Origin of the sequence: Clostridium sp. D5, assembly GCF_000190355.1 — a bacterium.
Classification (GTDB): Bacteria; Bacillota; Clostridia; order Lachnospirales; family Lachnospiraceae; genus Faecalicatena; species Faecalicatena fissicatena_A.
In genome coordinates this window covers 196,271-216,001 of record NZ_GL870810.1, presented here as the reverse complement: position 1 = coordinate 216,001, position 19,731 = coordinate 196,271, and the positions used below count along the sequence as shown (strand labels likewise).

The window sequence follows — 19,731 nt, the reverse complement described above, 5'->3', positions numbered from 1 at the left end:
GGCTGTTTAGCTGGAGTTAAGTAAAATAGAAGGAAAACCGGGGTGATTCGTTTGATTCCGAATCAAACGAATCCCTGGCCCCAGCATGCGAAGCCATCGGGCTTCGGATGATGTGGCCAGGTTGCCCCGGTTTTCCTTCTATTTTACTTTACTCCAGCTTACAGCCGTAACCCGTTTCCAGCCATCCCTATGTCCGGTTCCGGCGGCGTCCCCCCTACCAGCAACCTCCTTACCCCTTCTTACTGTTGGTATAGTTCACGAGACCGCCTGCTGCGATTAGTTTCTGCATGAATTCCGGAAACGGCTGTCCCTGGAACTCTGTGCCTTTTGTGCGGTTATAAATTTTCCCGCTGTCGAAATCAACTTCAACTTCGTCTCCTGCTTCGATTCCTTTTGCTGCTTCCGGACATTCGATAATCGGAAGGCCGATGTTGATGGCGTTGCGGTAAAAGATTCTGGCAAAGGTCTCGGCTATTACACAGCTAACTCCTGCTGTTTTCAGGCAGAGCGGCGCATGTTCTCTGGAAGAGCCGCAGCCAAAGTTTTTATTTGCCACAATCAGGTCTCCCGGTTTTACTTTGTTCACAAATTCAGGATCAATGTCTGCCATGGCGTGGCTTGCCAGTTCCTGTGCATCAAAGGAATTCAGGTATCTTGCCGGTATGATTACATCTGTATCTACATTATCTCCATATTTAAAAACGTGTCCCAATGCCTTCATTATCTGTCACCTACTTTCTCCGGATTCGCAATATATCCTGCGATTGCACTTGCTGCCGCGACTTCTGGGGAAGCCAGATATATCAGGGAATCCACATGTCCCATACGGCCTACGAAGTTGCGGTTCGTTGTAGAAACGCACTTTTCTCCTGCAGCCATTACACCCATGTGTCCGCCCATGCAGGGTCCGCAGCTCGGTGTATTCACTGCACATCCCGCGTCCACGAAAATATCTGCCAGCCCCTCTGCCATGCACTGTTTGTAAATCTTCTGTGTGGCAGGGATTACCATAACCCTCACGTCCGGATGTACCTGGCGGTCTTTCAGGATCGCCGCCGCTTTGCGCATGTCTTCCATCCTGCCGTTTGTACAGGAACCAATGACAACCTGGTCGATTCTGATCGGCTCCATGGCTTCAATCTCGTCAATAGTCTTGGCATTGCCCGGCAGATGCGGGAACGCTACAGTTGGACGGACCTCTGACAGATTTATCTCAATCACTTCATCATACTCGGCATCTTCATCTGCTTCATAGATCTTATATTCCTTCACGGAATGTTCTTTCATATAGTCCTCGGCCTTCTCATCTACTGGGAAGATCCCGTTCTTTGCCCCTGCTTCAATGGCCATATTCGCCATAGTAAAGCGGTCATCCATAGACAGTTCCTTCAGGCCGTCCCCTGTAAATTCCATAGACTTATAGAGAGCGCCGTCCACACCGATCTTTCCTATAATATGGATGATAATATCCTTCCCGCTCACGAAAGCCCCCGGCTTCCCGGTCAGAACAAACTTCATTGCACTCGGCACCTTAAACCACAGTTCCCCTGTAGCCATTCCCGTTGCAATATCCGTCGTGCCCACGCCCGTAGAAAATGCCCCCAGAGCGCCATATGTACAAGTATGGGAGTCTGCACCAATAATACACTCTCCCGCAACCACAACACCCGCCTCAGGAAGAATCGCATGTTCCACCCCGGACTTGCCCTGTTCAAAATACCACTTCAGCCCCTGCTCCTTAGAAAACTCACGGATAGACTTAGAATTCTCCGCCGACTTAATATCCTTATTCGGCGTAAAATGATCCGGAACCAAAACAACCTTATCTTTATCATAAACCTTATCCGCCATCTCCCTAAAAATAGGCAGAGCCATAGGCCCGGTAATATCATTCGCCATCACCACATCCAGTTTCGCCTCTATCAACTGCCCGGCCACAACAGAATCAAGCCCCGCATGAGCCGCCAGAATCTTCTGCGTCATAGTCATTCCCATCACAACAACCTCCTCTTTCAAATAAATTCTATTTGTCATTTTACCATAACAAAGCCCCAAAAGAAAGATAAGATCTTATCCTCTTTCAATCCCCCAAAACTCCACACCCTCCATAAATCCACACAATTCTCTCCACCGTGTCCTAAAAAAAGATCCTAACTTTTAAGCCTGTTCATGCTTCTGGGTTATCTTTCGCCCCCGCCAAAATGTCCCGCGTCCGCCCATCCCCTTTCCCCTCGCGTCTCGCCATCTCCCGGCCGGATGCGCCCAGCCTGCCGCCAGCGCAGCGGGCGGGCCCCGGGGACGCAACTGGTAATTTCTGATGCATCATAGTGCGCATTAGAAAACGTTGCATCAAAACAGGAGCCTCACAGAGATAGAATTTGCTTACCAAAGCAAATTCTAAGATGGCCTGAGCTGCGTAATCATAAAGATTACGCAGTGAATGCCGTCGATTCTCTGTGAGGCTCCTGTTTTGATGTTACGTTTTCTTTGCAAACGGCCCGCACCAGAAATTACCAGTTGCGTCCCCGGGGGTCCGCACGCTGCGCTGGCGGCAGGCGTCCCTCCCCACCTTATTTTGGCTGGATGTATTTTTTAGCTGTTAATGCTTCCGCGCACAGTACTGCTCCACCTGCCGCGCCGCGGACTGTATTATGTGAAAGCCCAACAAATTTATAGTCAAACATGCTGTCTTCTCTCAAGCGTCCGATTGACACGCCCATTCCCTTTTCATAATCCACATCCATCTTAACCTGGGGACGGTTATCTTCCTCCAGATACTGGATAAACTGCTTCGGAGCGCTCGGAAGTCCTGCTTCCTGCGGAAATCCCTTGTAGTTTACCAGTTTCTCAATCAGCTGTTCTTTGGTCGGTTTCTTTTCAAAGTTAATAAAGACTGCAGCTGTATGACCGTTCAGTACAGGTACACGGATACACTGGCATGTGATTTTAGGCAGATCCGCTTTTACGATCTCGCCGTTTTCTACTTTCCCCAGCACTCTGAGAGGCTCCTGCTCGCTCTTTTCTTCCTCTCCGCCAATATAAGGAATGATATTCTCCACCATTTCCGGCCAGTCCTTAAATGTCTTTCCTGCCCCGGAAATTGCCTGATATGTGGTAGCCACAACTTCTTTTGGGCCAAATTCTTTCCATGCTGCAAGACACGGAGCATAGCTCTGGATTGAACAGTTTGGTTTTACAGCGATAAATCCTCTTGTTGTTCCCAGACGTTTTTTCTGGTCAGCAATCACTTCAAAATGTTCTGCATTGATTTCCGGAACTACCATCGGTACATCCGGTGTCCAGCGGTGTGCGCTGTTGTTTGATACAACCGGTGTCTCAGTTTTTGCGTATTCTTCTTCGATCGCTTTGATTTCTTCCTTCGTCATATCCACCGCGCTGAATACGAAGTCTACTGTAGAAGCTACTTTTTCAACTTCATTTACATTCAGTACAACAAGCTTTTTTACTGCCTCCGGCATCGGAGTATCCATTTTCCATCTGTCTCCCACTGCCTCTTCATATGTCCTGCCTGCAGAACGCGGGCTTGCTGCTACAGTTACTACCTCAAACCATGGGTGGTTCTCAAGCAGAGAGATAAATCTCTGACCAACCATTCCTGTTGCACCTAAAATACCTACTCTTAACTTCTGTTCCATTTTTTCTCTCCTTCTCTTTTTTTCCTGCGGCTTTTATAAATACTTTTCTTAATGTCTATATGCTCAAATATGCTTCATGCGCTGAGATTACTTTTTCCATGGCCTCTTTTCCCGGAGCACCGATGGTGTTGCGCATTTCTACACAGGTTTTCATGCTGATTGCGTCGTATATATCTTCCTCGAATGCCGGAGATATTGCCTTGAATTCTTCCAAAGACATATCATCCAGCGCTATATTTTTTTCGATACAATAAAGTACAAGCTGGCCTACGATACCGTGGGCATCCCTGAACGGTACACCGTGATTCACGAGATAATCCGCTGCATCCGTTGCATTTGTAAATCCATGCTTTGCGCTGTTCTCCATCCGTTTTTCATTGAAACGCATTGTCCGGACCATGCCGGTAAACAGAGCCAGGCATCCCTTTGTCGTATCGATGGCGTCAAATACCAGCTCTTTGTCTTCCTGCATATCCTTATTATATGCAAGCGGAATTCCCTTCATGGTTGTGAGAAGTGACATCAGAGCGCCGTATACACGTCCGGTCTTTCCGCGGACCAGCTCTGCAATATCCGGATTCTTCTTCTGTGGCATAATGCTGCTTCCTGTACTGTAGGCATCGTCAATCTCCACGAACTGGTATTCATTGGAATTCCAGATGATCACTTCTTCCGAAAAACGGCTCAAATGCATCATCACGGTTGACATGGCAGACAGAAGCTCAATCAGATAATCCCTGTCGGCCACGGAATCCATACTGTTCAATGTCGGTCCGTCAAATTCCAGAAGGCTGGCTGTGTACTCCCGGTCCAGTGGATAAGTCGTCCCGGCCAGTGCACCAGAGCCCAGCGGGCAGTAGTTCATCCGCTTATAGATGTCCTTCATGCGCAGCCGGTCCCTCTTAAACATCTCAAAGTATGCCCCCAGATGATGGGCCAGCGTGATTGGCTGTGCCTTCTGCAGATGTGTGAATCCCGGCATGTAAGTCTCCGTATTCTCTTTCATCAGCTTCAGCAGCACCTCAAGAAGTTCTTTCAGCAGCTTATCCAGCTCCAGAATCTCATCTCGTGTGTAAAGCTTCATATCCAGAGCCACCTGATCATTGCGGCTCCTTCCTGTATGTAATTTCTTTCCGGGTTCCCCGATACGGTCGATCAGATTCGCCTCCACAAAACTGTGAATGTCCTCATACTCATCCGTAATCTCCAGGGTACCGCTCTCCACGTCGGCTTTAATCCCTTCCAGACCGTCTATAATCTTCTCTTTTTCTTCCTCCGTCAGAAGCCCCTGCTTTGCCAGCATCGTTACATGTGCGATACTGCCGCGGATATCCTGCTCATAGAACTTTTTATCAAAAGAAATTGATGCATTGAAATTGTACACTAACTGGTCCGTTTCCTTCGTGAAACGACCGCCCCATAACTGTGCCATTTCTTTATCCTCTCTTCCCTTATTTTACATTTTCTCATTAGTTTATCATAGCAACGTGCCGATGTAAAGGGGTCTGACCCCTTTGCCCTCCGTTTTCAGAATATTCTCATTATTCTTTTCTTCTGCCCTCCATCGAGAACTGGCATCCGCAGTAGTCCTGGCGGTAAAGCCCGTGCTCCTTTGAAAGTTCTATGGACCGTTTGTAGCCGTTTTTCTTTTTAAAATCAGACTGCAGGTATTGAATTCCATATCTGGATGCTGTTTCTTTTCCTATTGTATTGAGTTTCTCTGCATTCTTCATTGGGCTGATGCTCAGTGTTGTTGTAAAATAGTCAAAACCGCCTTTGGCTGCTATCTGTGCTGTCTCATTCAAGCGTAGCTCATAACATTTGAAGCAGCGCTCGCCGCCCTCTTTTATGTGTTCCAGGCCTGCTGCCATATGATAGAACTTATCTTTGTCATAATTCCCGGCAAGAAAAGAAACCGGATTTTTAAAATTCATATCTGCTATCAATGTCTGCTGCTCCAGCAGCCGCTTTGTGTATTCACTCTCCGGGAAAATGTTTGGGTTGTAATAAAAAACTGTTATTTCAAAAAAATCTGATAAATATTCAAGCACATAACTGCTGCAGGGAGCACAGCAGCTGTGCAGTAAAAGTCTGGGCACCCGTCCTTCTCGCTGCAGGGATGCGATCAGCCTGTCCAGCTCCTTCTGATAATTTACATAATGATAGTTCATATATTATCGAGACCTTTCTACCTGTTATATAAGATGAAGGTATTATATCACACCCCCGGGTTATACGGCAACTTATACCTTATTCTGCAGCTGTGCTGCAGACCCGCCCGAAGGGCATGCATTACGGGGTGCCCTCTGGGTATACCTTATTCTGCAGCAAATCTGCTGTTTAATCTATCCCCATATACATTCACCCTTCTGCTGATTCTTCATAAACTAACTATATACTTGTCGAATGGAGTGTCTGCATGGAACCAATACTTGAATTAAAGAACATAAATTATGCTTACCACACATTAGAAGGGGAAACCAAAGCACTGACAGATATTTCATTTTCCCTCGCCTCCGGAGAATTTGTCGCCATTGTCGGCCCGTCCGGGTGCGGCAAATCCACTCTGCTCTCGATTGTATCCGGCTTGTTGGAACCGGAAAAGGGACTGATAAAAACGAATGGGAAATATTTAAGAGAAAGTACAATGAATATCGGATATATGCTTCAGCATGACCACCTTTTCGAGTGGCGGACTGTCTACAGCAATGTTTTGCTTGGGCTGGAAATCCAGCATATGCTTTCTGCGAAATCAAAAGCGAAAGCCAGAGAACTACTCGAATTGTACGGTCTCAAACAGTTCAGTAATTCCAAACCATCAGAATTGTCAGGAGGAATGCGCCAGCGCGCTGCTCTGATCCGCACCCTCGTCCTGGAGCCTGATATTCTTCTGCTGGATGAACCATTTTCTGCCCTGGACTACCAGACACGTCTCTCCGTAGGCGATGACATCGGACAGATTATCCGAAATGCACATAAGACCGCATTACTGGTGACTCATGATCTCTCGGAAGCTGTAAGCCTTGCGGACCGTGTCATAATCCTTACGCAGAGGCCTGCAACGATTGCCAAAATAGTCCCGATCACATTTACTCTTGAGAAAGATACCCCTCTTCTCAGAAGGAATGCTCCCGAGTTTAAAAATTATTTCAATATTATATGGGAGGAGTTGAATAAAAATGAATGAAATTTCTGTTGGACAGCAAAGTTATCTGAACAGCCGGAAACGCCACAAAAGGATTGTACGGGTCTCCCGGGTTGCAATCCTTTTGAGTTTTCTGTTCCTGTGGGAATTCACTGCAAATGTGGGAATCATTGACTCCTTCATTTTCAGCAGCCCATCGAAAATCGCACTCTGCTTCTGGGGAATGGTCCTGGATAAAACCATCTTTGTCCATATCTGGACCACACTATATGAGACAATCGTCAGCTTCCTGCTCGTCACTTTGATCAGCGTTATGCTGGCTGTCGCCCTTTGGTGCAGCAAAAAGCTGTCGGAAATTATGGACCCCTATCTGGTTGTCCTGAACAGTCTTCCGAAGTCCGCACTGGCACCACTTCTCATTGTCTGGCTGGGTGCCACTAAAACTACAATCATAGTAGCCGGTATGTCCGTGGCAATATTCGGCAGCATACTAAACCTTTATACCAGCTTTACCACTGTAGATGAGGAAAAGATAAAACTGATCTATACACTGAGGGGAAACAAGTGGCACGCTTTGACAAAAGTCGTGCTGCCCAGCTCCATCCCGGCCATTATCAGCAATATGAAAGTCAACATCGGGCTCTGCCTGGTCGGTGTCATCATCGGAGAATTTCTGGCAGCGCGCAACGGTCTCGGGTACCTGATTATCTACTCATCACAGGTATTTAAAATGGATTGGCTCCTCATGTCTATCGTTCTGCTCTGTATTATGGCGATGGGGCTTTATGCGCTGATCAATATGCTTGAGAAAATTTATCAGAAAAGAATCTGATCCTGCCTCATCTATGCGCGTTTGTTCTGAACATTTAAAAGCAGCTGCGTTCTACCACACAGCTGCCCTACATATTTCCAGATTCACACCATATATTTTTTTCTGGCTCATGTTCTTAGTTATATCTTCCCAGCCGATTCAAAGGCTCCCCAGGTCGCTCCCATCAAATTAGATACATGCCTCAGCTTCAATCAGGCTTCCAAAAGTTCCAGCAGTTCCTCCTGTCTCATACCGCCAAGCCCTCCTGCCTGCGCATTCACAATCTGATCCGCCAGATACATTCAGGTTAAAAATCACGCTCTTCCTGCAGCCGCAAATGCACATAAAAGCTTCTCTAAAACCTATTTAATCCGCGACAGATGCTGGCAGTAGACATATATATTCTGGATTTTTTTCGCTTCAACTCCGTCATCCGTCTGTATAACAGGCTGTGTCTCTGAAGGAGTCACATAAAGTTTAAATACAATCGCGTCCTGCCCTTCCCTCATATTTCTGATCTTCTTAAATTCAAAGTTTCTTTTTTCAATTCCCAGGTAGTCAAAAATAACGGTCTCAATGTCAGTATTTGTAAAACAGCGGAGGATCATATTTTCATCATACATCTCTATGATTGCCTTCGTTTCTTCAAACGTGAGATTGCTGCATTTAAATTCTCCTTTGTTCAATACCGACATCATATTGCTGTTGTCAAGTAACAGTAAAGGTTTTGCAAGTTTTTCTCCCATATCAGTCCCTCCCTTTCACATGTGGAATCTGAACATCTGCGCACAATAAGATCCTTTTATCCCCTGCAGGAATGGTGTACAGATGCACCGGGCGGTTTCATATCCGGCTGCACAGCCTTCCTTGCCATGCCCGAAGGGTACATGCAGTTTCATTACATGTATTCTATATTTTAATGATAAATGTACCGGAGGAAAATAGCAACCAAAGTTATTTACTTAACGGGATTGTTATAAATAGAACGTGCCGCCGGCTAAGGAAAAGCAGCCGGCAGCACGCCTGATACCTGGTTTTTTTAATTCTGTAACAGAAAAATGATCTCTCACATATCATCGTCTGTTAATTTATTCACCTTCGCATATCTCAGCAACTTTCTGCCCCGTCGGAGTACATGCCAGTCCTCCGTATGTACCCTTCAGGCATGGAGGCAGCTGCTCTCCCACTTCTTTCATCGCTATAATTGTCTCATCCAGCGGGATCTGCACGGAAAAACCGCAGAGAACCATATTCGCAGATGACAATGCATTGGAAACTGCCATAGCATTACGCGCATTGCACGGTTCATAGCCCACAGAGACCGGATCACAGATCAGCCCCAGCACGTTCTGCAGGGTAACTGCGGATGCGGTAAATGCCTGCTGTGCCGTGCCCCCCATCATCTCTGCCACGCCTGCTGCTGCCATGGCTCCTGCGGAGCCGCACTCTGCCTGGCAGCCGGCAACTTCACCGCCGAAGGTCGCCTGGTGCGCCACAAAGATTCCAACGCAGCCTGCCGCAAACATCGCCGTCGCAATCTCCTCGTCACTCTTTCCCATGCGGTCCCCCAGTTGGACAACCGCTGCCGGAAGGATACCGACCGAGCCTACCGTAGGAGATGCCACTACAACATCGGGTCGCTTCTGCTCTACTTTTTCCAGAATACCGATGGCAACACAGACCAGCTCGTTTAAGATACCAAGTTCCGCAACCGGAACCGTTTTATTCTGCATGCTCTCGTACATATCTGTTGCTTTAATCGGGTAGAGTTCGCCTATCTTTTCGTCCGTCTTATTATGGATCGCGACATGGGCCGACCTGCGCATTACACTCACAATGTTCTGCATCATCTCCATGACCTTTTCCCGTGTATAACCGCTGCGCGCCATCTCATAGCGGATTCCCAGTTCTCCGGCGCTCAGATGATCAGCTTTTCCATATTCCAGCGCCTGTGCAGCCGTTCTGAATGGAATATCCTCATATGCAAAGCTGGACAGAACCGGAAGCACATGGTCTGTATACCGCACATTGACAACTCCCGGCAGCTCCAGCATCTTCTGAAGCTGTGCCTCCCTGAGGGCTTCCCGGGTTTCAAAGTAAAGCATGCGTTTCCCGCCTGCTGTACTCTCCTTCATCCGGAATTCCAGTTCTGCTATCCCTTTCACGCCGTCTTCAACCACACTGTATTCTGCAGTTTCATCCAGATAGAGAAATGCGGCGTTGAAATCGCCCTTAATCATAATCGGAAATCCATCGATCTCAATAATCTCAATCGCTCCGCCGCCTACAGATGTTGTCCCTAATGTGAGACGGCCGCCGTCTTTCCCCTCCATCTCCATAAAGGCGTAATTGGCGTGATTATTTTTCTTCGGTTCCTTCACAAACTGAATATCTACGCCCTTCTCTTCCGCAATTTCCAGCGCATCCGTCATATCATCGCTGTCAATCCGGCCTCCGATCAGTCCTGCGGTAAATCCTCTGTCTGACCACTGCAGCTTATAATAAGAAGCATAAGAGCTTCCCGGGTCAAAAGAAATACGTGCCTTCTGCACCTCACCGCCCAGCAGCATGCGGGCAGTGGCACCGATTCTGTATGGTCCTGCCGTATGGGAACTGGATGTGCCGATCATAATCGGGCCAAACACTTCATTAAATATACTGCCGTAATATTCCTCCATAATATCCTCCTTTTCGGATCTGAATTTCATCTAATATTTGTAAACCCCCATTTTAATTAATTTTTGGCGGGTTGTCTTTTTCCAGTGTCTTTTTCACCGATACCATCAGCAGGAACAGCACAAAAATCAGCGGAAGCCCCGTCACAACAGACATGATCTTCACCGATTCGATTCCTCCGATCAGCATCAGCGCTATTGATAGTATACAGAACAAAAGCGCCCAGAACAGCCTGTTCCATCTTGCCGGCTCCCCTGTCGGCGACAGTTTCTTCGTAGTCGCACCTGCCAGCACATACGCGCAGGAATCAATGGTCGTGGCCAGATATACAAAACAGACAATACATAAAAACAGCATCATGATCTTTGCCATCGGAAGCGTTTTCAGTATCGCTATAATCGCCTGGCTCTGTCCTTCATTATTTAAAATACTGACCAGATCCACCCTGCCGCTTTTCTGCAGGTACAGGGAATAGCCGCCAAAGATCATAAAACTAAAGCAGCATCCCAGAGAGCCCCAAATCATCTGCCCCCACATTACATTTTTAATCGATCTTCCTCGTGAAATCTTCCCTACGAACATCCCCATCATGGGCATAAATGCGATCCACCATCCCCAGTAAAATACGGTCCAGTCTTTCGTAAACTCCCCGCTTCCAAAGGGCTGGGTGTAGGTACTCATTCTGAAAAATTCCTTTAAATACAAACCTGTACTATTTAATTCCATTTTCATAATCCCGACCGTAGGCCCGGTAAACAGAATAATCAGCAGGAAGATAAACGCCATCACTATGTTGATATTACTCAGCTTCTGGATTCCTTTATCCAGCCCGAGATAGACGCTGGTACCGAAAATAAAAATCCAGATCGTCAGAACCGTCAGCTTTACTGCCAGGTCATAGGCCTGTGGAATGCCGAACACCTCACGGATGACATCCGCCAGAACCGGCGTACCGATTCCCAGAGAGGTTGCAATGGATCCCACGACTCCGAATATAACGAGAATATCAATCACGTGGCCCAGCCAGCCGTTTGTCTGCTTTTTTAAAACAATACTGCATGCAGAACTTAAACGGATGCTCGGCTCTTTTCTTACATACATCATATAGGCCACAGCGATAATCGCAGGATTGTAAAATGCCCATGCGCTCAGCCCCCAATGAAACTGCCCGTACATATGCGCATACTCATACGCCTGCTCGCTCAAAGGCTCGATCAGAAAAGGCGGACTGCTCACATAATAGATCGGCTCCAGGAAACCCAGAATCACGATACTGGTTCCCACCCCTGCCGTAAACAGCATGGCGATCCAGGAAATCTGCGAATACTGAGGCTTTTCATCCTTATCTCCCAGTTTGATGGAGCCAAACCGGCTTGTCGTCATCCAGATCAGAAAGGCAAAACTGCAGATACATGCCGTAAGATAGAGCCAGCCAAAATTTTCAGTACAGCGGTCATACAAGTATTTAATTGCCTGTCCTGCCTTTACCGGCTGAAAAAGTAAGACCAGGATCAGTAAAACCAGGATCAGGCATGTAGGTGCAAAAATTTTCAGATTAATCTTATGAAATAGCTTACTCATTCAGGACTCCTTTATTCTCGCGAAGGCAACGAACCAAATGTACATGCAGGCATGTACACTTGGTGACTGCCCGTGGGGTCAAATACCCCGCTGCTCGCCGCGCTGCAAATTTGATATCCAGTAGCCTGCTACGGGGTCTTTGAGCTGCGCCGCTTCTCTCCATATTTCACAATCAGGCTGTCCGCGACGCCGACTCCTTCGCCTTCGGGATAGACAAATAACGGATTAATATCCAGCTCTTTCAGCGAGTCTTTGTTTGCAGCCGCAAAATTTCCGACACTTACTATCGTATCACATAAAGCGTCAATATCATACTTATCTCCGCCTCTGTATCCATTTAATAATTTGTATGCCTTTAATGACTGCAGCATATTCATTGCTTCCGTTTTATTAAGCGGTGCAGGGTAGACCGAAACATCCTTGAACACTTCAACAAAGATTCCGCCCATACCCACCATAACGACTGGTCCGAACTGCGGATCATTGTTCACTCCAATAATCATTTCCAGCCCAGTCTTAAGCATTGGAGCCATCAGAATTCCATTTATCCCGGCCTGCGGACAATGCTTCTTTACATTTTCCATAATCCGGTCATAGGCATCCCCGGCTTCTTTTGCATCTTTTAGATTTAGAATAACGCCACCTACATCACTTTTATGCAAGATCTCCGCGGATTCAATCTTCATGGCAAATGCTCCCCGGAAACGCTCCGCTGCTTTCTCAGCTTCTTCACGGGAGGCAGCTATGATCTCATCGGCTGCCGCGACTCCAAACTCTTTCAGGCTCATCTTGCTTTCATGTTCTGAGAGCGCATAAGTCTTATCGCTTGTTCTCTTCGGCAGTGCAATCTCATGGCTGGTACTGGTATAATCAAAGTTGATATAATCCGCCAGTTTTCTCAGCATTTTAAATGCGTACACAGGCGGCGGCAGAACCGGCACTCCGATCTGGAACAGCTTTTCCTGATACTCCGGATTCCTGGTGTTTTCTGCAAAAGGTATGATTGCAATGGGCTTACACTTGCTGCCCTTTTTCTCCGTCACCTTTTTGATGCCTTCATACATATAATAGATCGCGGGATCTGCAATCTCATATAAAAGAGTATACCCGATCAGCACCATCCCCACATTGGGATCATCCATCACGGTCTCCAGAACTTTTGCGTACAGATCCGCATCATAGGAAAGGGTGGCCGTCATATCCAACGGGTTATTTGGTGTCGCGTAGCCCGGAAGCTGCTCCTTCAGGGCGGCCAGCGTCTCTGGTGTAAAGTCCGGATATGAGATTCCGTTTAAATATCCCACGTCCGCACAGATCGCCGTCTCCCCTCCGGATAGGTTCATGGAAGCAAACCCGGCTTCTTGCGGCATTTCCGGAATGGTTGAGAATAAGAGGGACAGCGCCGTCAGCTCTTCCAGGTCTTCCGCCCGGATCGCCCCGAACTTTTTCAGCAGGGCGTCAAACGATGCGTCTGAACCCGACAGGCTTCCGGTATGGGAAGCCGCAATCGCCTGGCCCTTATTGCTTCTGCCAGCCTTTAATACAATGACCGGTTTTTTCTTCGCGGCTGCCTTATTCAGCACTTCCACAAACTTCGCAGGATTTTTCACTCCTTCTATATAAAGGCTGACTACTTTTGTATGTTCATCCTCAACCAGGAAATCCATATAGTCCTCCATCTGGATTCCTTTTGCATTTCCCGCCGAGATATTATAGGAAAACTTCATGGACGGGCACTCCATCATAGAAAGACACAGCTGCCCGCTCTGTGAGATCACGCCGATATTTCCCTTTCTCTCGCGCTCGGCCGATATAAATGCAAACGCATATACATTGTCTGTATAATTAACGTACCCTGCACAATTCGGGCCCATAACGGCGATCCCTAATTCCGCTGCTCTTTCCAGCAGTTCTTTTTCCTGACTGCGTCCTTCCTCCGTACCAACTTCCCCGTAGCCGCTGGCAAAAACCACGGCACCGCCGCAGCCTTTTTTTGCTCCCTCTTCCAAAAGCGGAAGAATCGTCTTCTGGGCCGTACAGATAATCATCAGGTCAATTTCATCCGGTATGTCCGTCACAGAAGGATAGCATTTTCTCTCAAATACGGTATCTCTCTTTGGATTCACAAAATAAATCCGGCTCATATCTTTTGTATATGTAATGATATTTCGGCAGACATCGCCTCCAAATCCATTTTTTTCACTTGCGCCAATCACTGCTACTGACTTTGGTTTCAGTAATTTGGTTAAGTCCATCTGACCACCTCCTTTTTGTTGTTCTTCCACTAGCATAACAGAAAGTTAATTATTATTCGTTGTACTAGGCCTTCTGCACCGTTTCCGCACCTCTGCGGTAGCAGGCTGCATTCTTTTCGTTATATTTTCCTTTGCCCTTTTTCTCAAAAAACTGCAGGATAGACTCCTCCAGATAATCCACGGTAAAGATATCTGTTGAGGCAGCCAGCGCGCCCAGCATAACAAGGTTTGCCGCTTTGAGGTTCTGCACTTCCGCTGCGATGTCCGTCGCCGGCACCTTGATCACGGTAATGTCATCTCTGTATGTCCGGTCTTCCGGTACAATAGACGAATTGACTATAAGAAGGCCGCCGACACTTAAGCTGTCTTCAAATTTATCAACTGCCGGTGTATTCAGAGTCAATAAGATATCCGGGTGCTTTGACACCGGGCAGGCAATCATTTTATCGCTGATTTTCACAGTACAGTTTGCTGTTCCACCCCGCATCTCTGAGCCGTAGGATGGATAAAACAATACATTTTTATCCAGTTTCATCCCGGCATCTATTAAAATCATCCCTGCGGTCAGGACCCCCTGTCCGCCGAAGCCGGCACAAATTATTTCCTTTTTCATGATACATGCCCTCCCTGTTCTTTAAATTCTCCTAACGGGAAGTATTTCATCATTTCCTCATTAATTCTCCGTGCACATTTCACCGGTGTCATGTTCAGGTTGGTGGGACATGGCGACAACAGCTCTACCAGGCAGAACCCGTCCCCGTTCATGTGCTTCTCAAAGGCCTTTTTAATATACTTTCTGCTGACTGTTATGCCCTTCGCATCCGCCAGGCTTCCCCTCGCCAGATAGGCAATATCCAGGCCTGAGAAAGCATCTTCAATCTTAAAAGGCGTTCCCCATTTGTCCGGGTCTTTGCCATGCGGGGTGGACGTCGTAATCTGCCCCGGCAGGGAGGTCGGCGCGCACTGGCCGCCGGTCATGCCAAACAGGCTGTTATTGATAACTATGGTAATAATGTTGTCATTCCTGATTCCCGCATGCATCATCTCCGCCATACCGATGGCATAGGCCGCCCCGTCACCGAGGTATGCCAGCACCGGGTTGTCTTTCCGTACTTTTTTAATTCCAATGGCAGTAGGAATCGGTCTTCCGTGTGCTGCCATAATGGTGTCAAACCTCCATGAATTAATATTCAGGGAGCCGCAGGCCACATCTACTACTGTGATGAGTTTTTCACTCAGTTCCATCTCTTGCGCCACTTCCGCAATCAGCCGCACTGCAAGACCATGTCCGCAGCCGGGGCAGAAGCCGCTGTGTGCAAATGTCACTGTTTCAGGAGCTGTCATCCGCATATCACATATCCTCCTTCTTCAGCCATTTTTCTATCTTTTCTATAATTCCCTCCGACTCAGGGATGTCAAATATGGATCCATAATGCTCTACCGGCACTTTGTCATTTACGGCAAGTCTGATATCATCCACCATCTGTCCTAAAATGTTAATCTCTACAGACAGGAACAGCCTTGCGTTTCCCGCCTCTTCAAAAGCCTTCACCGGGAACGGCCATAACGTGATCGGCCGGATCAGCCCTACTTTCAGCCCTTTGCTGCGCGCCATCTCTACCGTCTCCAGGCACACCCTGGAGCTGATTCCGTAAGCAACCAGTACAACCTCGGCGTCCTCCACCTGTATGGTCTCATAACGCTGCTCTGTTTCTTCGATTTCTTTGTATTTATTCAGAAGGTATGATTCATAATCCGGGTGCGTATAATAGACATTCTGTATCTTGCGGTGTTCATCACCCTTTCTGCACCCTTTTACCGTCCAGTCAAATTTGTCGATATCGTGTTCCTTAAATTCCGGTATCTCTACCGCTTCAATCATCTGGCCGATTGCCGCATCGGAGGCAATCAGTACCGGATGCCTGTATTTTTCAGCCAGATCAAAGGATACCGCCATCAGGTCGGCATTCTCCTGCACGGAAGCCGGCGCCAGCACAATTGTCCGGTAATCACCGTGGCCGCCGCCCCTTGTCATCTGCCAGTAATCGCCCTGCCCCTGAGAAATATCGCCGAGCCCGGTTCCGATTCTCATAACATTCACGATAACTGCCGGCAGGTCCGCTGCCACCAGATAAGAGATTCCCTCCTGCTTCAATGAAAATCCCGGACCTGATGAAGTCGTCAGCGCACGCGCTCCGGCCGCAGCCGCCCCCAGCACCATATTGATGCCGGAGAGCTCTGATTCAGCCTGTACGAATTCACCTCCCACTTCTTCCATCCTCCAGGAAAGATACTCCAGTATCTCTGTCTGAGGTGTAATCGGATATCCGCTGTAAAAACGGCATCCGGCCGCCAGGGCCGCCTCGGCAAGAGCCTCATTTCCTTTTAATAATATCTTAGACATAGTTTCCCTCCACTATCGTATTTCAAACACATAGTCCGGGCATACCTTGTAACATATGCCGCATGCTATGCATTTGCTTTCGTCCACCTGAATGGAATTATAACCATTAGCATTAATGAAATCCGATACACTGACCGCATGTCTGGGGCATGCCTCAATACAATATCCGCATCCTTTGCATCTCGATACATCTGTGTAAACTTTTTCTGATTTTTCCATAATCACCGGTCCCTTACCATTATTATTTATTCTGCTTTGCTGCTTTCAATCCCATACGTCTGACAATCACCGCAAATGTTGCCCCGATGACGCAGCTGACAATCAGGAATATGAAAATGTAGTTGTAGCCGTGTCCGCCGAACTTGTCCAGGAAGCCACCGAATATCAGCGAATATAATGAGTCCGGCACATAACCGATGATAGACGCAATTCCAATCGCCGTTCCTGTCAGCATACGCGGGATCCCCGCCTCACTCATGACTGAGAATACAACGCCGTAGAGCATCATTGCCACTGCACTCGGGATCAGCGTATAAACGCTTGCCGCCGTCGGATTGATGGAAGCCGGAATAAATAATACAGATGCAAACAGTGCACCGACAATCAGGAAGGACGTTGTAAGCCATTTACAGGTTGATTTAAATACTTTATCAGCCAGAAGCCCTCCAACAGGAGCCAGCAGCATCAGTCCGTTACGGATAACGGAGATCAGGCTGGAATCTGACGGTGCAACGCCGATTACTTCAGTCAGATAAGGGTTAAAATAGGATACGCTTGTGTAAATACCGTCTCCACAGAAGATAACAAAAGAAGCAATCCATACGATCGGGCTTCTCAGAATCTTACCGACATCAGAGAACTTAAACTTATCTTCGTCCACGGCCGCTGCTGCCGTACTGCCTTTTGCCGCCTTGTTGTCTTTCATCAGCACCATCAGAAGGATTCCTGCAACGATAGCGATAGAACCGCCTGAGAGGACTGCCCGGAAGAACCCTTCCTGTAAGTCACCGCCAGCGGTGTTGAAAAACTTCAGTGCAAATGCATTGGTCAGGGCGTTCGTAATACCATTACAGGCATAATACAAACCGTACATGAATCCCTGTTCTTCTTCTGTTCCGATAATTCTGACCGCCTTCATCAGAGAAGACCAGAAGACAAACGCCGTGGTGAGCGATAATGCAAGCCATATCATCATCGATACAGCAAAGCTCTTCATCGTAAACGCATAAATGTATGCCAGCACCGATGTGAGCCCCAGTGAAACAACGAGCGCTTTTTTGGCTGAAATCTTATCGGCAAGAATTCCACCCGGTATGTAAAGTATCATATTCGCTACGGTATACATCGTCATCAAAATACCTGACTGCGTGTTGTTGATTCCCATACTTGCGATCTGTGCATCGTAAAAAACAAATTTTACATAGGGAAGGAAATAAATAGATCCTCCTGCCAGCCCCAAAGCGATAACGGTCAAGTACTTTCTCAATTTAGAATTCATAGAAACCTCCTTTTTTACATCCACGTAATGTGGATCATCCTTTAGAATACTTTTTATTCCTTTTCACTCTCTTTGTTGTTGCTTCCCCCATATTTTTAAACTATTTCTTTTTTCTTCTGTTCCTCCTTTCTGTTCTCTATTACAGAACACTGTTCTATTTTTAAAACATTTTTTTACTTGGCAAGAATACCAAGTAAAAGATGTCTTATTTATTTGACTACAGTATAACCCCATTAACAAATAAATGCAATATTGCTTTTTGATTTTTACTTTTTTTATGCATTGTGTCCAATTTACTTATAACAGTTTCTCGATTTCACGTCCATAGCGTTTCAAAATTTTAGCAAATTCGTCAATTTTATCTGGTTCCATCCGCAGTGACGGTGCACTGATACTGATTCCGCATTCCACATCGCCCTTATGGTTCATAATTGCAACGCCGATGCACTTTACCCCCAGGACAATCTCCATATTATCCACAGCGTAGCCGTTTATACGAGCAAGTTCCAACTCTTTCCACAGCTTCTTTTTATCTGTGATTGTATAGTCTGTAAGAGGCTTCAGCTCCCCGCTCAAAATCCGTTCCACCTCTCTGTCAGGCAGCCTGGACAGCATGGCCTTCCCCACTCCCGTACAGTACAGCTTTGCACGCTCCCCTGTGACAGGGCCTGCAACCGCGTACAGCTGGTTCATGGGATAAACAACATCCAGGTATATGACCTCATCCTCCTTGAGAATCGAGAGATATACCATCTCATTGGTCTCTTCCGCTATCCGCTGCATATAAGGGAGCGCGATCTTGGATATGCTCATGTTCTCCTTCAGCGCCCTGCTCAGAGAAAATATCGCTGTCCCGAGCCTGAACTTCCCGGTCTCCGGATCCTGCTCCAGGTATCCCATATTTTTAAATGTGATCAGAATATTGTGAACGTTGCTCTTGTATAACCCAAGCTGCTGACTGATCTCTGTAATTCCCAAAGGCTGCTTGTCAATAAAACAGTTCAGAACTTCTAATGCTTTCTGCAGACTTTTTACCTTAACATCTTTTTCATCTATCATAGCTATACACCTTTTTCCTATTTATTATCTTTAATATATTACTTTTTTCAGGTTCAGGCAACAAATATTTCTGGATGGGGATAAATGGGGCGCTGAGAAAAAGGGGAGCCAGGTTCCTGGGCTGAGGGATTTGGCTGTTTATGTGTTGGACAGGTTGAGGAGAATTTTATTGTTTTTACTTGTGTATATGGTGAGGACATTTAGGTAAGTGGCTGTTACTGTGCACGCCTGAAGGGTTTGAACAGTAACAAGTGTCTGAGATTGTTAGTAAGTAATTTCAAAAGGTGTTGAAAGAAGAAGGGAGAGAACAGCGATGCTGGAAGCCGAGCAACGAATGTGCACTACAAAGTCACACCAATTCTATCCCATCCGCTGCCCCGTTCTAAGCCCCGCCGTGGAACGCGTTCTTCCTTCCCTGCTGGATGAACCCAGCTTACCGTGAGCCGTGACGGACTGTGAAAAGCACCTGTCCTGTTGGAAATGCTTTTAGCGAGCACTAGCGGCAGTTAGAGGAAATCCGCGAAATCAGCAAGAAAAAAGCTGCTTCCGAAGCAGCTTTTTAGAACGCCTGAGCCGTTTAATCATCAGATTAAACGGTGAATGCGTTCGGTTCTTGCTGATTTTGCGGTATTTCCTCTTACTGCCG

Annotated in this window: 17 protein-coding genes; 2 read left to right on the top strand and 15 right to left on the bottom strand. The window is 47.1% G+C overall.

Features of this window, described 5'->3' with window-relative positions; genetic code table 11:
• Positions 1-229: 229 nt before the first annotated feature.
• From leuD to HMPREF0240_RS07360, 5 genes are all read right to left on the bottom strand, one after another.
• Positions 230-721, bottom strand: coding sequence for a 3-isopropylmalate dehydratase small subunit (leuD, locus tag HMPREF0240_RS07385; RefSeq protein WP_009002823.1), 492 nt, complete (start codon positions 719-721; stop codon positions 230-232).
• Positions 721-1,995, bottom strand: a complete 1,275-nt coding sequence (gene leuC, locus HMPREF0240_RS07380) for a 3-isopropylmalate dehydratase large subunit (RefSeq protein WP_009002822.1) — start codon at positions 1,993-1,995, stop codon at positions 721-723. Before leuC ends, leuD begins: the two co-directional genes overlap by 1 nt.
• A gap of 575 nt (positions 1,996-2,570) precedes the next feature.
• Complete coding sequence (asd, locus tag HMPREF0240_RS07370; RefSeq protein WP_009002821.1) at positions 2,571-3,656, bottom strand: aspartate-semialdehyde dehydrogenase; 1,086 nt, start codon at positions 3,654-3,656, stop codon at positions 2,571-2,573.
• A 55-nt stretch (positions 3,657-3,711) separates the two neighbouring features.
• Positions 3,712-5,088 carry an argininosuccinate lyase gene (gene argH, locus HMPREF0240_RS07365; RefSeq protein ID WP_009002820.1) on the bottom strand — a complete coding sequence of 459 codons (1,377 nt, stop codon included), beginning with the start codon at positions 5,086-5,088 and terminating at the stop codon, positions 3,712-3,714.
• A gap of 109 nt (positions 5,089-5,197) precedes the next feature.
• Complete coding sequence (locus HMPREF0240_RS07360; RefSeq protein ID WP_009002819.1) at positions 5,198-5,827, bottom strand: epoxyqueuosine reductase QueH; 630 nt, start codon at positions 5,825-5,827, stop codon at positions 5,198-5,200.
• Between the two features lie 248 nt (positions 5,828-6,075).
• Here HMPREF0240_RS07360 and HMPREF0240_RS07355 point away from each other — a divergent pair, with 248 nt between their 5' ends.
• Both HMPREF0240_RS07355 and HMPREF0240_RS07350 read left to right on the top strand, forming a co-directional pair.
• Complete coding sequence (locus tag HMPREF0240_RS07355) at positions 6,076-6,843, top strand: ABC transporter ATP-binding protein (protein ID WP_009002818.1); 768 nt, start codon at positions 6,076-6,078, stop codon at positions 6,841-6,843.
• Positions 6,836-7,633: an ABC transporter permease gene (locus HMPREF0240_RS07350; RefSeq protein ID WP_009002817.1), complete on the top strand. Its 798-nt coding sequence runs from the start codon at positions 6,836-6,838 to the stop codon at positions 7,631-7,633. The genes HMPREF0240_RS07355 and HMPREF0240_RS07350 overlap by 8 nt, the downstream gene beginning before the upstream one ends.
• 341 nt (positions 7,634-7,974) lie before the next feature.
• On the opposite strand, the gene HMPREF0240_RS07345 is transcribed toward HMPREF0240_RS07350, so the two are convergent.
• From HMPREF0240_RS07345 to HMPREF0240_RS07300, 10 genes are all read right to left on the bottom strand, one after another.
• Complete coding sequence (locus tag HMPREF0240_RS07345) at positions 7,975-8,358, bottom strand: hypothetical protein (protein ID WP_009002816.1); 384 nt, start codon at positions 8,356-8,358, stop codon at positions 7,975-7,977.
• Positions 8,359-8,700: 342 nt separating this feature from the next.
• Complete coding sequence (locus tag HMPREF0240_RS07340) at positions 8,701-10,290, bottom strand: L-serine ammonia-lyase, iron-sulfur-dependent, subunit alpha (protein WP_009002815.1); 1,590 nt, start codon at positions 10,288-10,290, stop codon at positions 8,701-8,703.
• A gap of 52 nt (positions 10,291-10,342) precedes the next feature.
• Positions 10,343-11,869 carry a BCCT family transporter gene (locus HMPREF0240_RS07335; protein ID WP_009002814.1) on the bottom strand — a complete coding sequence of 509 codons (1,527 nt, stop codon included), beginning with the start codon at positions 11,867-11,869 and terminating at the stop codon, positions 10,343-10,345.
• Between the two features lie 128 nt (positions 11,870-11,997).
• The gene (locus HMPREF0240_RS07330) at positions 11,998-14,124 is read right to left on the bottom strand and encodes an acetate--CoA ligase family protein (RefSeq protein WP_009002813.1); all 2,127 of its coding nucleotides are present in this window, start codon (positions 14,122-14,124) and stop codon (positions 11,998-12,000) included.
• A gap of 64 nt (positions 14,125-14,188) precedes the next feature.
• The gene (locus HMPREF0240_RS07325; protein ID WP_035312634.1) at positions 14,189-14,737 is read right to left on the bottom strand and encodes a 2-oxoacid:acceptor oxidoreductase family protein; all 549 of its coding nucleotides are present in this window, start codon (positions 14,735-14,737) and stop codon (positions 14,189-14,191) included.
• Positions 14,734-15,474 carry a thiamine pyrophosphate-dependent enzyme gene (locus HMPREF0240_RS07320; protein ID WP_047774140.1) on the bottom strand — a complete coding sequence of 247 codons (741 nt, stop codon included), beginning with the start codon at positions 15,472-15,474 and terminating at the stop codon, positions 14,734-14,736. The genes HMPREF0240_RS07325 and HMPREF0240_RS07320 overlap by 4 nt, the downstream gene beginning before the upstream one ends.
• A 1-nt stretch (position 15,475) precedes the next feature.
• Complete coding sequence (gene vorB / locus HMPREF0240_RS07315; protein WP_009002812.1) at positions 15,476-16,528, bottom strand: 3-methyl-2-oxobutanoate dehydrogenase subunit VorB; 1,053 nt, start codon at positions 16,526-16,528, stop codon at positions 15,476-15,478.
• Between the two features lie 12 nt (positions 16,529-16,540).
• Positions 16,541-16,747 carry a 4Fe-4S binding protein gene (locus tag HMPREF0240_RS07310; protein WP_035312633.1) on the bottom strand — a complete coding sequence of 69 codons (207 nt, stop codon included), beginning with the start codon at positions 16,745-16,747 and terminating at the stop codon, positions 16,541-16,543.
• 22 nt (positions 16,748-16,769) lie between these two features.
• A complete protein-coding gene (locus HMPREF0240_RS07305; protein WP_035312632.1) occupies positions 16,770-18,026 on the bottom strand; it encodes an MFS transporter in 1,257 nt (418 codons plus the stop codon).
• A 297-nt stretch (positions 18,027-18,323) separates the two neighbouring features.
• Complete coding sequence (locus tag HMPREF0240_RS07300; RefSeq protein WP_009002809.1) at positions 18,324-19,085, bottom strand: IclR family transcriptional regulator; 762 nt, start codon at positions 19,083-19,085, stop codon at positions 18,324-18,326.
• Positions 19,086-19,731 lie beyond the last annotated feature (646 nt).

Bases quoted from the DNA above. Each gene is read 5' to 3' on its own strand.
- leuD (WP_009002823.1), bottom strand. From the start codon at position 721: ATGAAGGCATTGGGACACGTTTTTAAATATGGAGATAATGTAGATACA.
- leuC (WP_009002822.1), bottom strand. From the start codon at position 1,995: ATGGGAATGACTATGACGCAGAAGATTCTGGCGGCTCATGCGGGGCTT.
- asd (WP_009002821.1), bottom strand. From the start codon at position 3,656: ATGGAACAGAAGTTAAGAGTAGGTATTTTAGGTGCAACAGGAATGGTT.
- argH (WP_009002820.1), bottom strand. From the start codon at position 5,088: ATGGCACAGTTATGGGGCGGTCGTTTCACGAAGGAAACGGACCAGTTA.
- HMPREF0240_RS07360 (WP_009002819.1), bottom strand. From the start codon at position 5,827: ATGAACTATCATTATGTAAATTATCAGAAGGAGCTGGACAGGCTGATC.
- HMPREF0240_RS07355 (WP_009002818.1), top strand. From the start codon at position 6,076: ATGGAACCAATACTTGAATTAAAGAACATAAATTATGCTTACCACACA.
- HMPREF0240_RS07350 (WP_009002817.1), top strand. From the start codon at position 6,836: ATGAATGAAATTTCTGTTGGACAGCAAAGTTATCTGAACAGCCGGAAA.
- HMPREF0240_RS07345 (WP_009002816.1), bottom strand. From the start codon at position 8,358: ATGGGAGAAAAACTTGCAAAACCTTTACTGTTACTTGACAACAGCAAT.
- HMPREF0240_RS07340 (WP_009002815.1), bottom strand. From the start codon at position 10,290: ATGGAGGAATATTACGGCAGTATATTTAATGAAGTGTTTGGCCCGATT.
- HMPREF0240_RS07335 (WP_009002814.1), bottom strand. From the start codon at position 11,869: ATGAGTAAGCTATTTCATAAGATTAATCTGAAAATTTTTGCACCTACA.
- HMPREF0240_RS07330 (WP_009002813.1), bottom strand. From the start codon at position 14,124: ATGGACTTAACCAAATTACTGAAACCAAAGTCAGTAGCAGTGATTGGC.
- HMPREF0240_RS07325 (WP_035312634.1), bottom strand. From the start codon at position 14,737: ATGAAAAAGGAAATAATTTGTGCCGGCTTCGGCGGACAGGGGGTCCTG.
- HMPREF0240_RS07320 (WP_047774140.1), bottom strand. From the start codon at position 15,474: ATGCGGATGACAGCTCCTGAAACAGTGACATTTGCACACAGCGGCTTC.
- vorB (WP_009002812.1), bottom strand. From the start codon at position 16,528: ATGTCTAAGATATTATTAAAAGGAAATGAGGCTCTTGCCGAGGCGGCC.
- HMPREF0240_RS07310 (WP_035312633.1), bottom strand. From the start codon at position 16,747: ATGGAAAAATCAGAAAAAGTTTACACAGATGTATCGAGATGCAAAGGA.
- HMPREF0240_RS07305 (WP_035312632.1), bottom strand. From the start codon at position 18,026: ATGAATTCTAAATTGAGAAAGTACTTGACCGTTATCGCTTTGGGGCTG.
- HMPREF0240_RS07300 (WP_009002809.1), bottom strand. From the start codon at position 19,085: ATGATAGATGAAAAAGATGTTAAGGTAAAAAGTCTGCAGAAAGCATTA.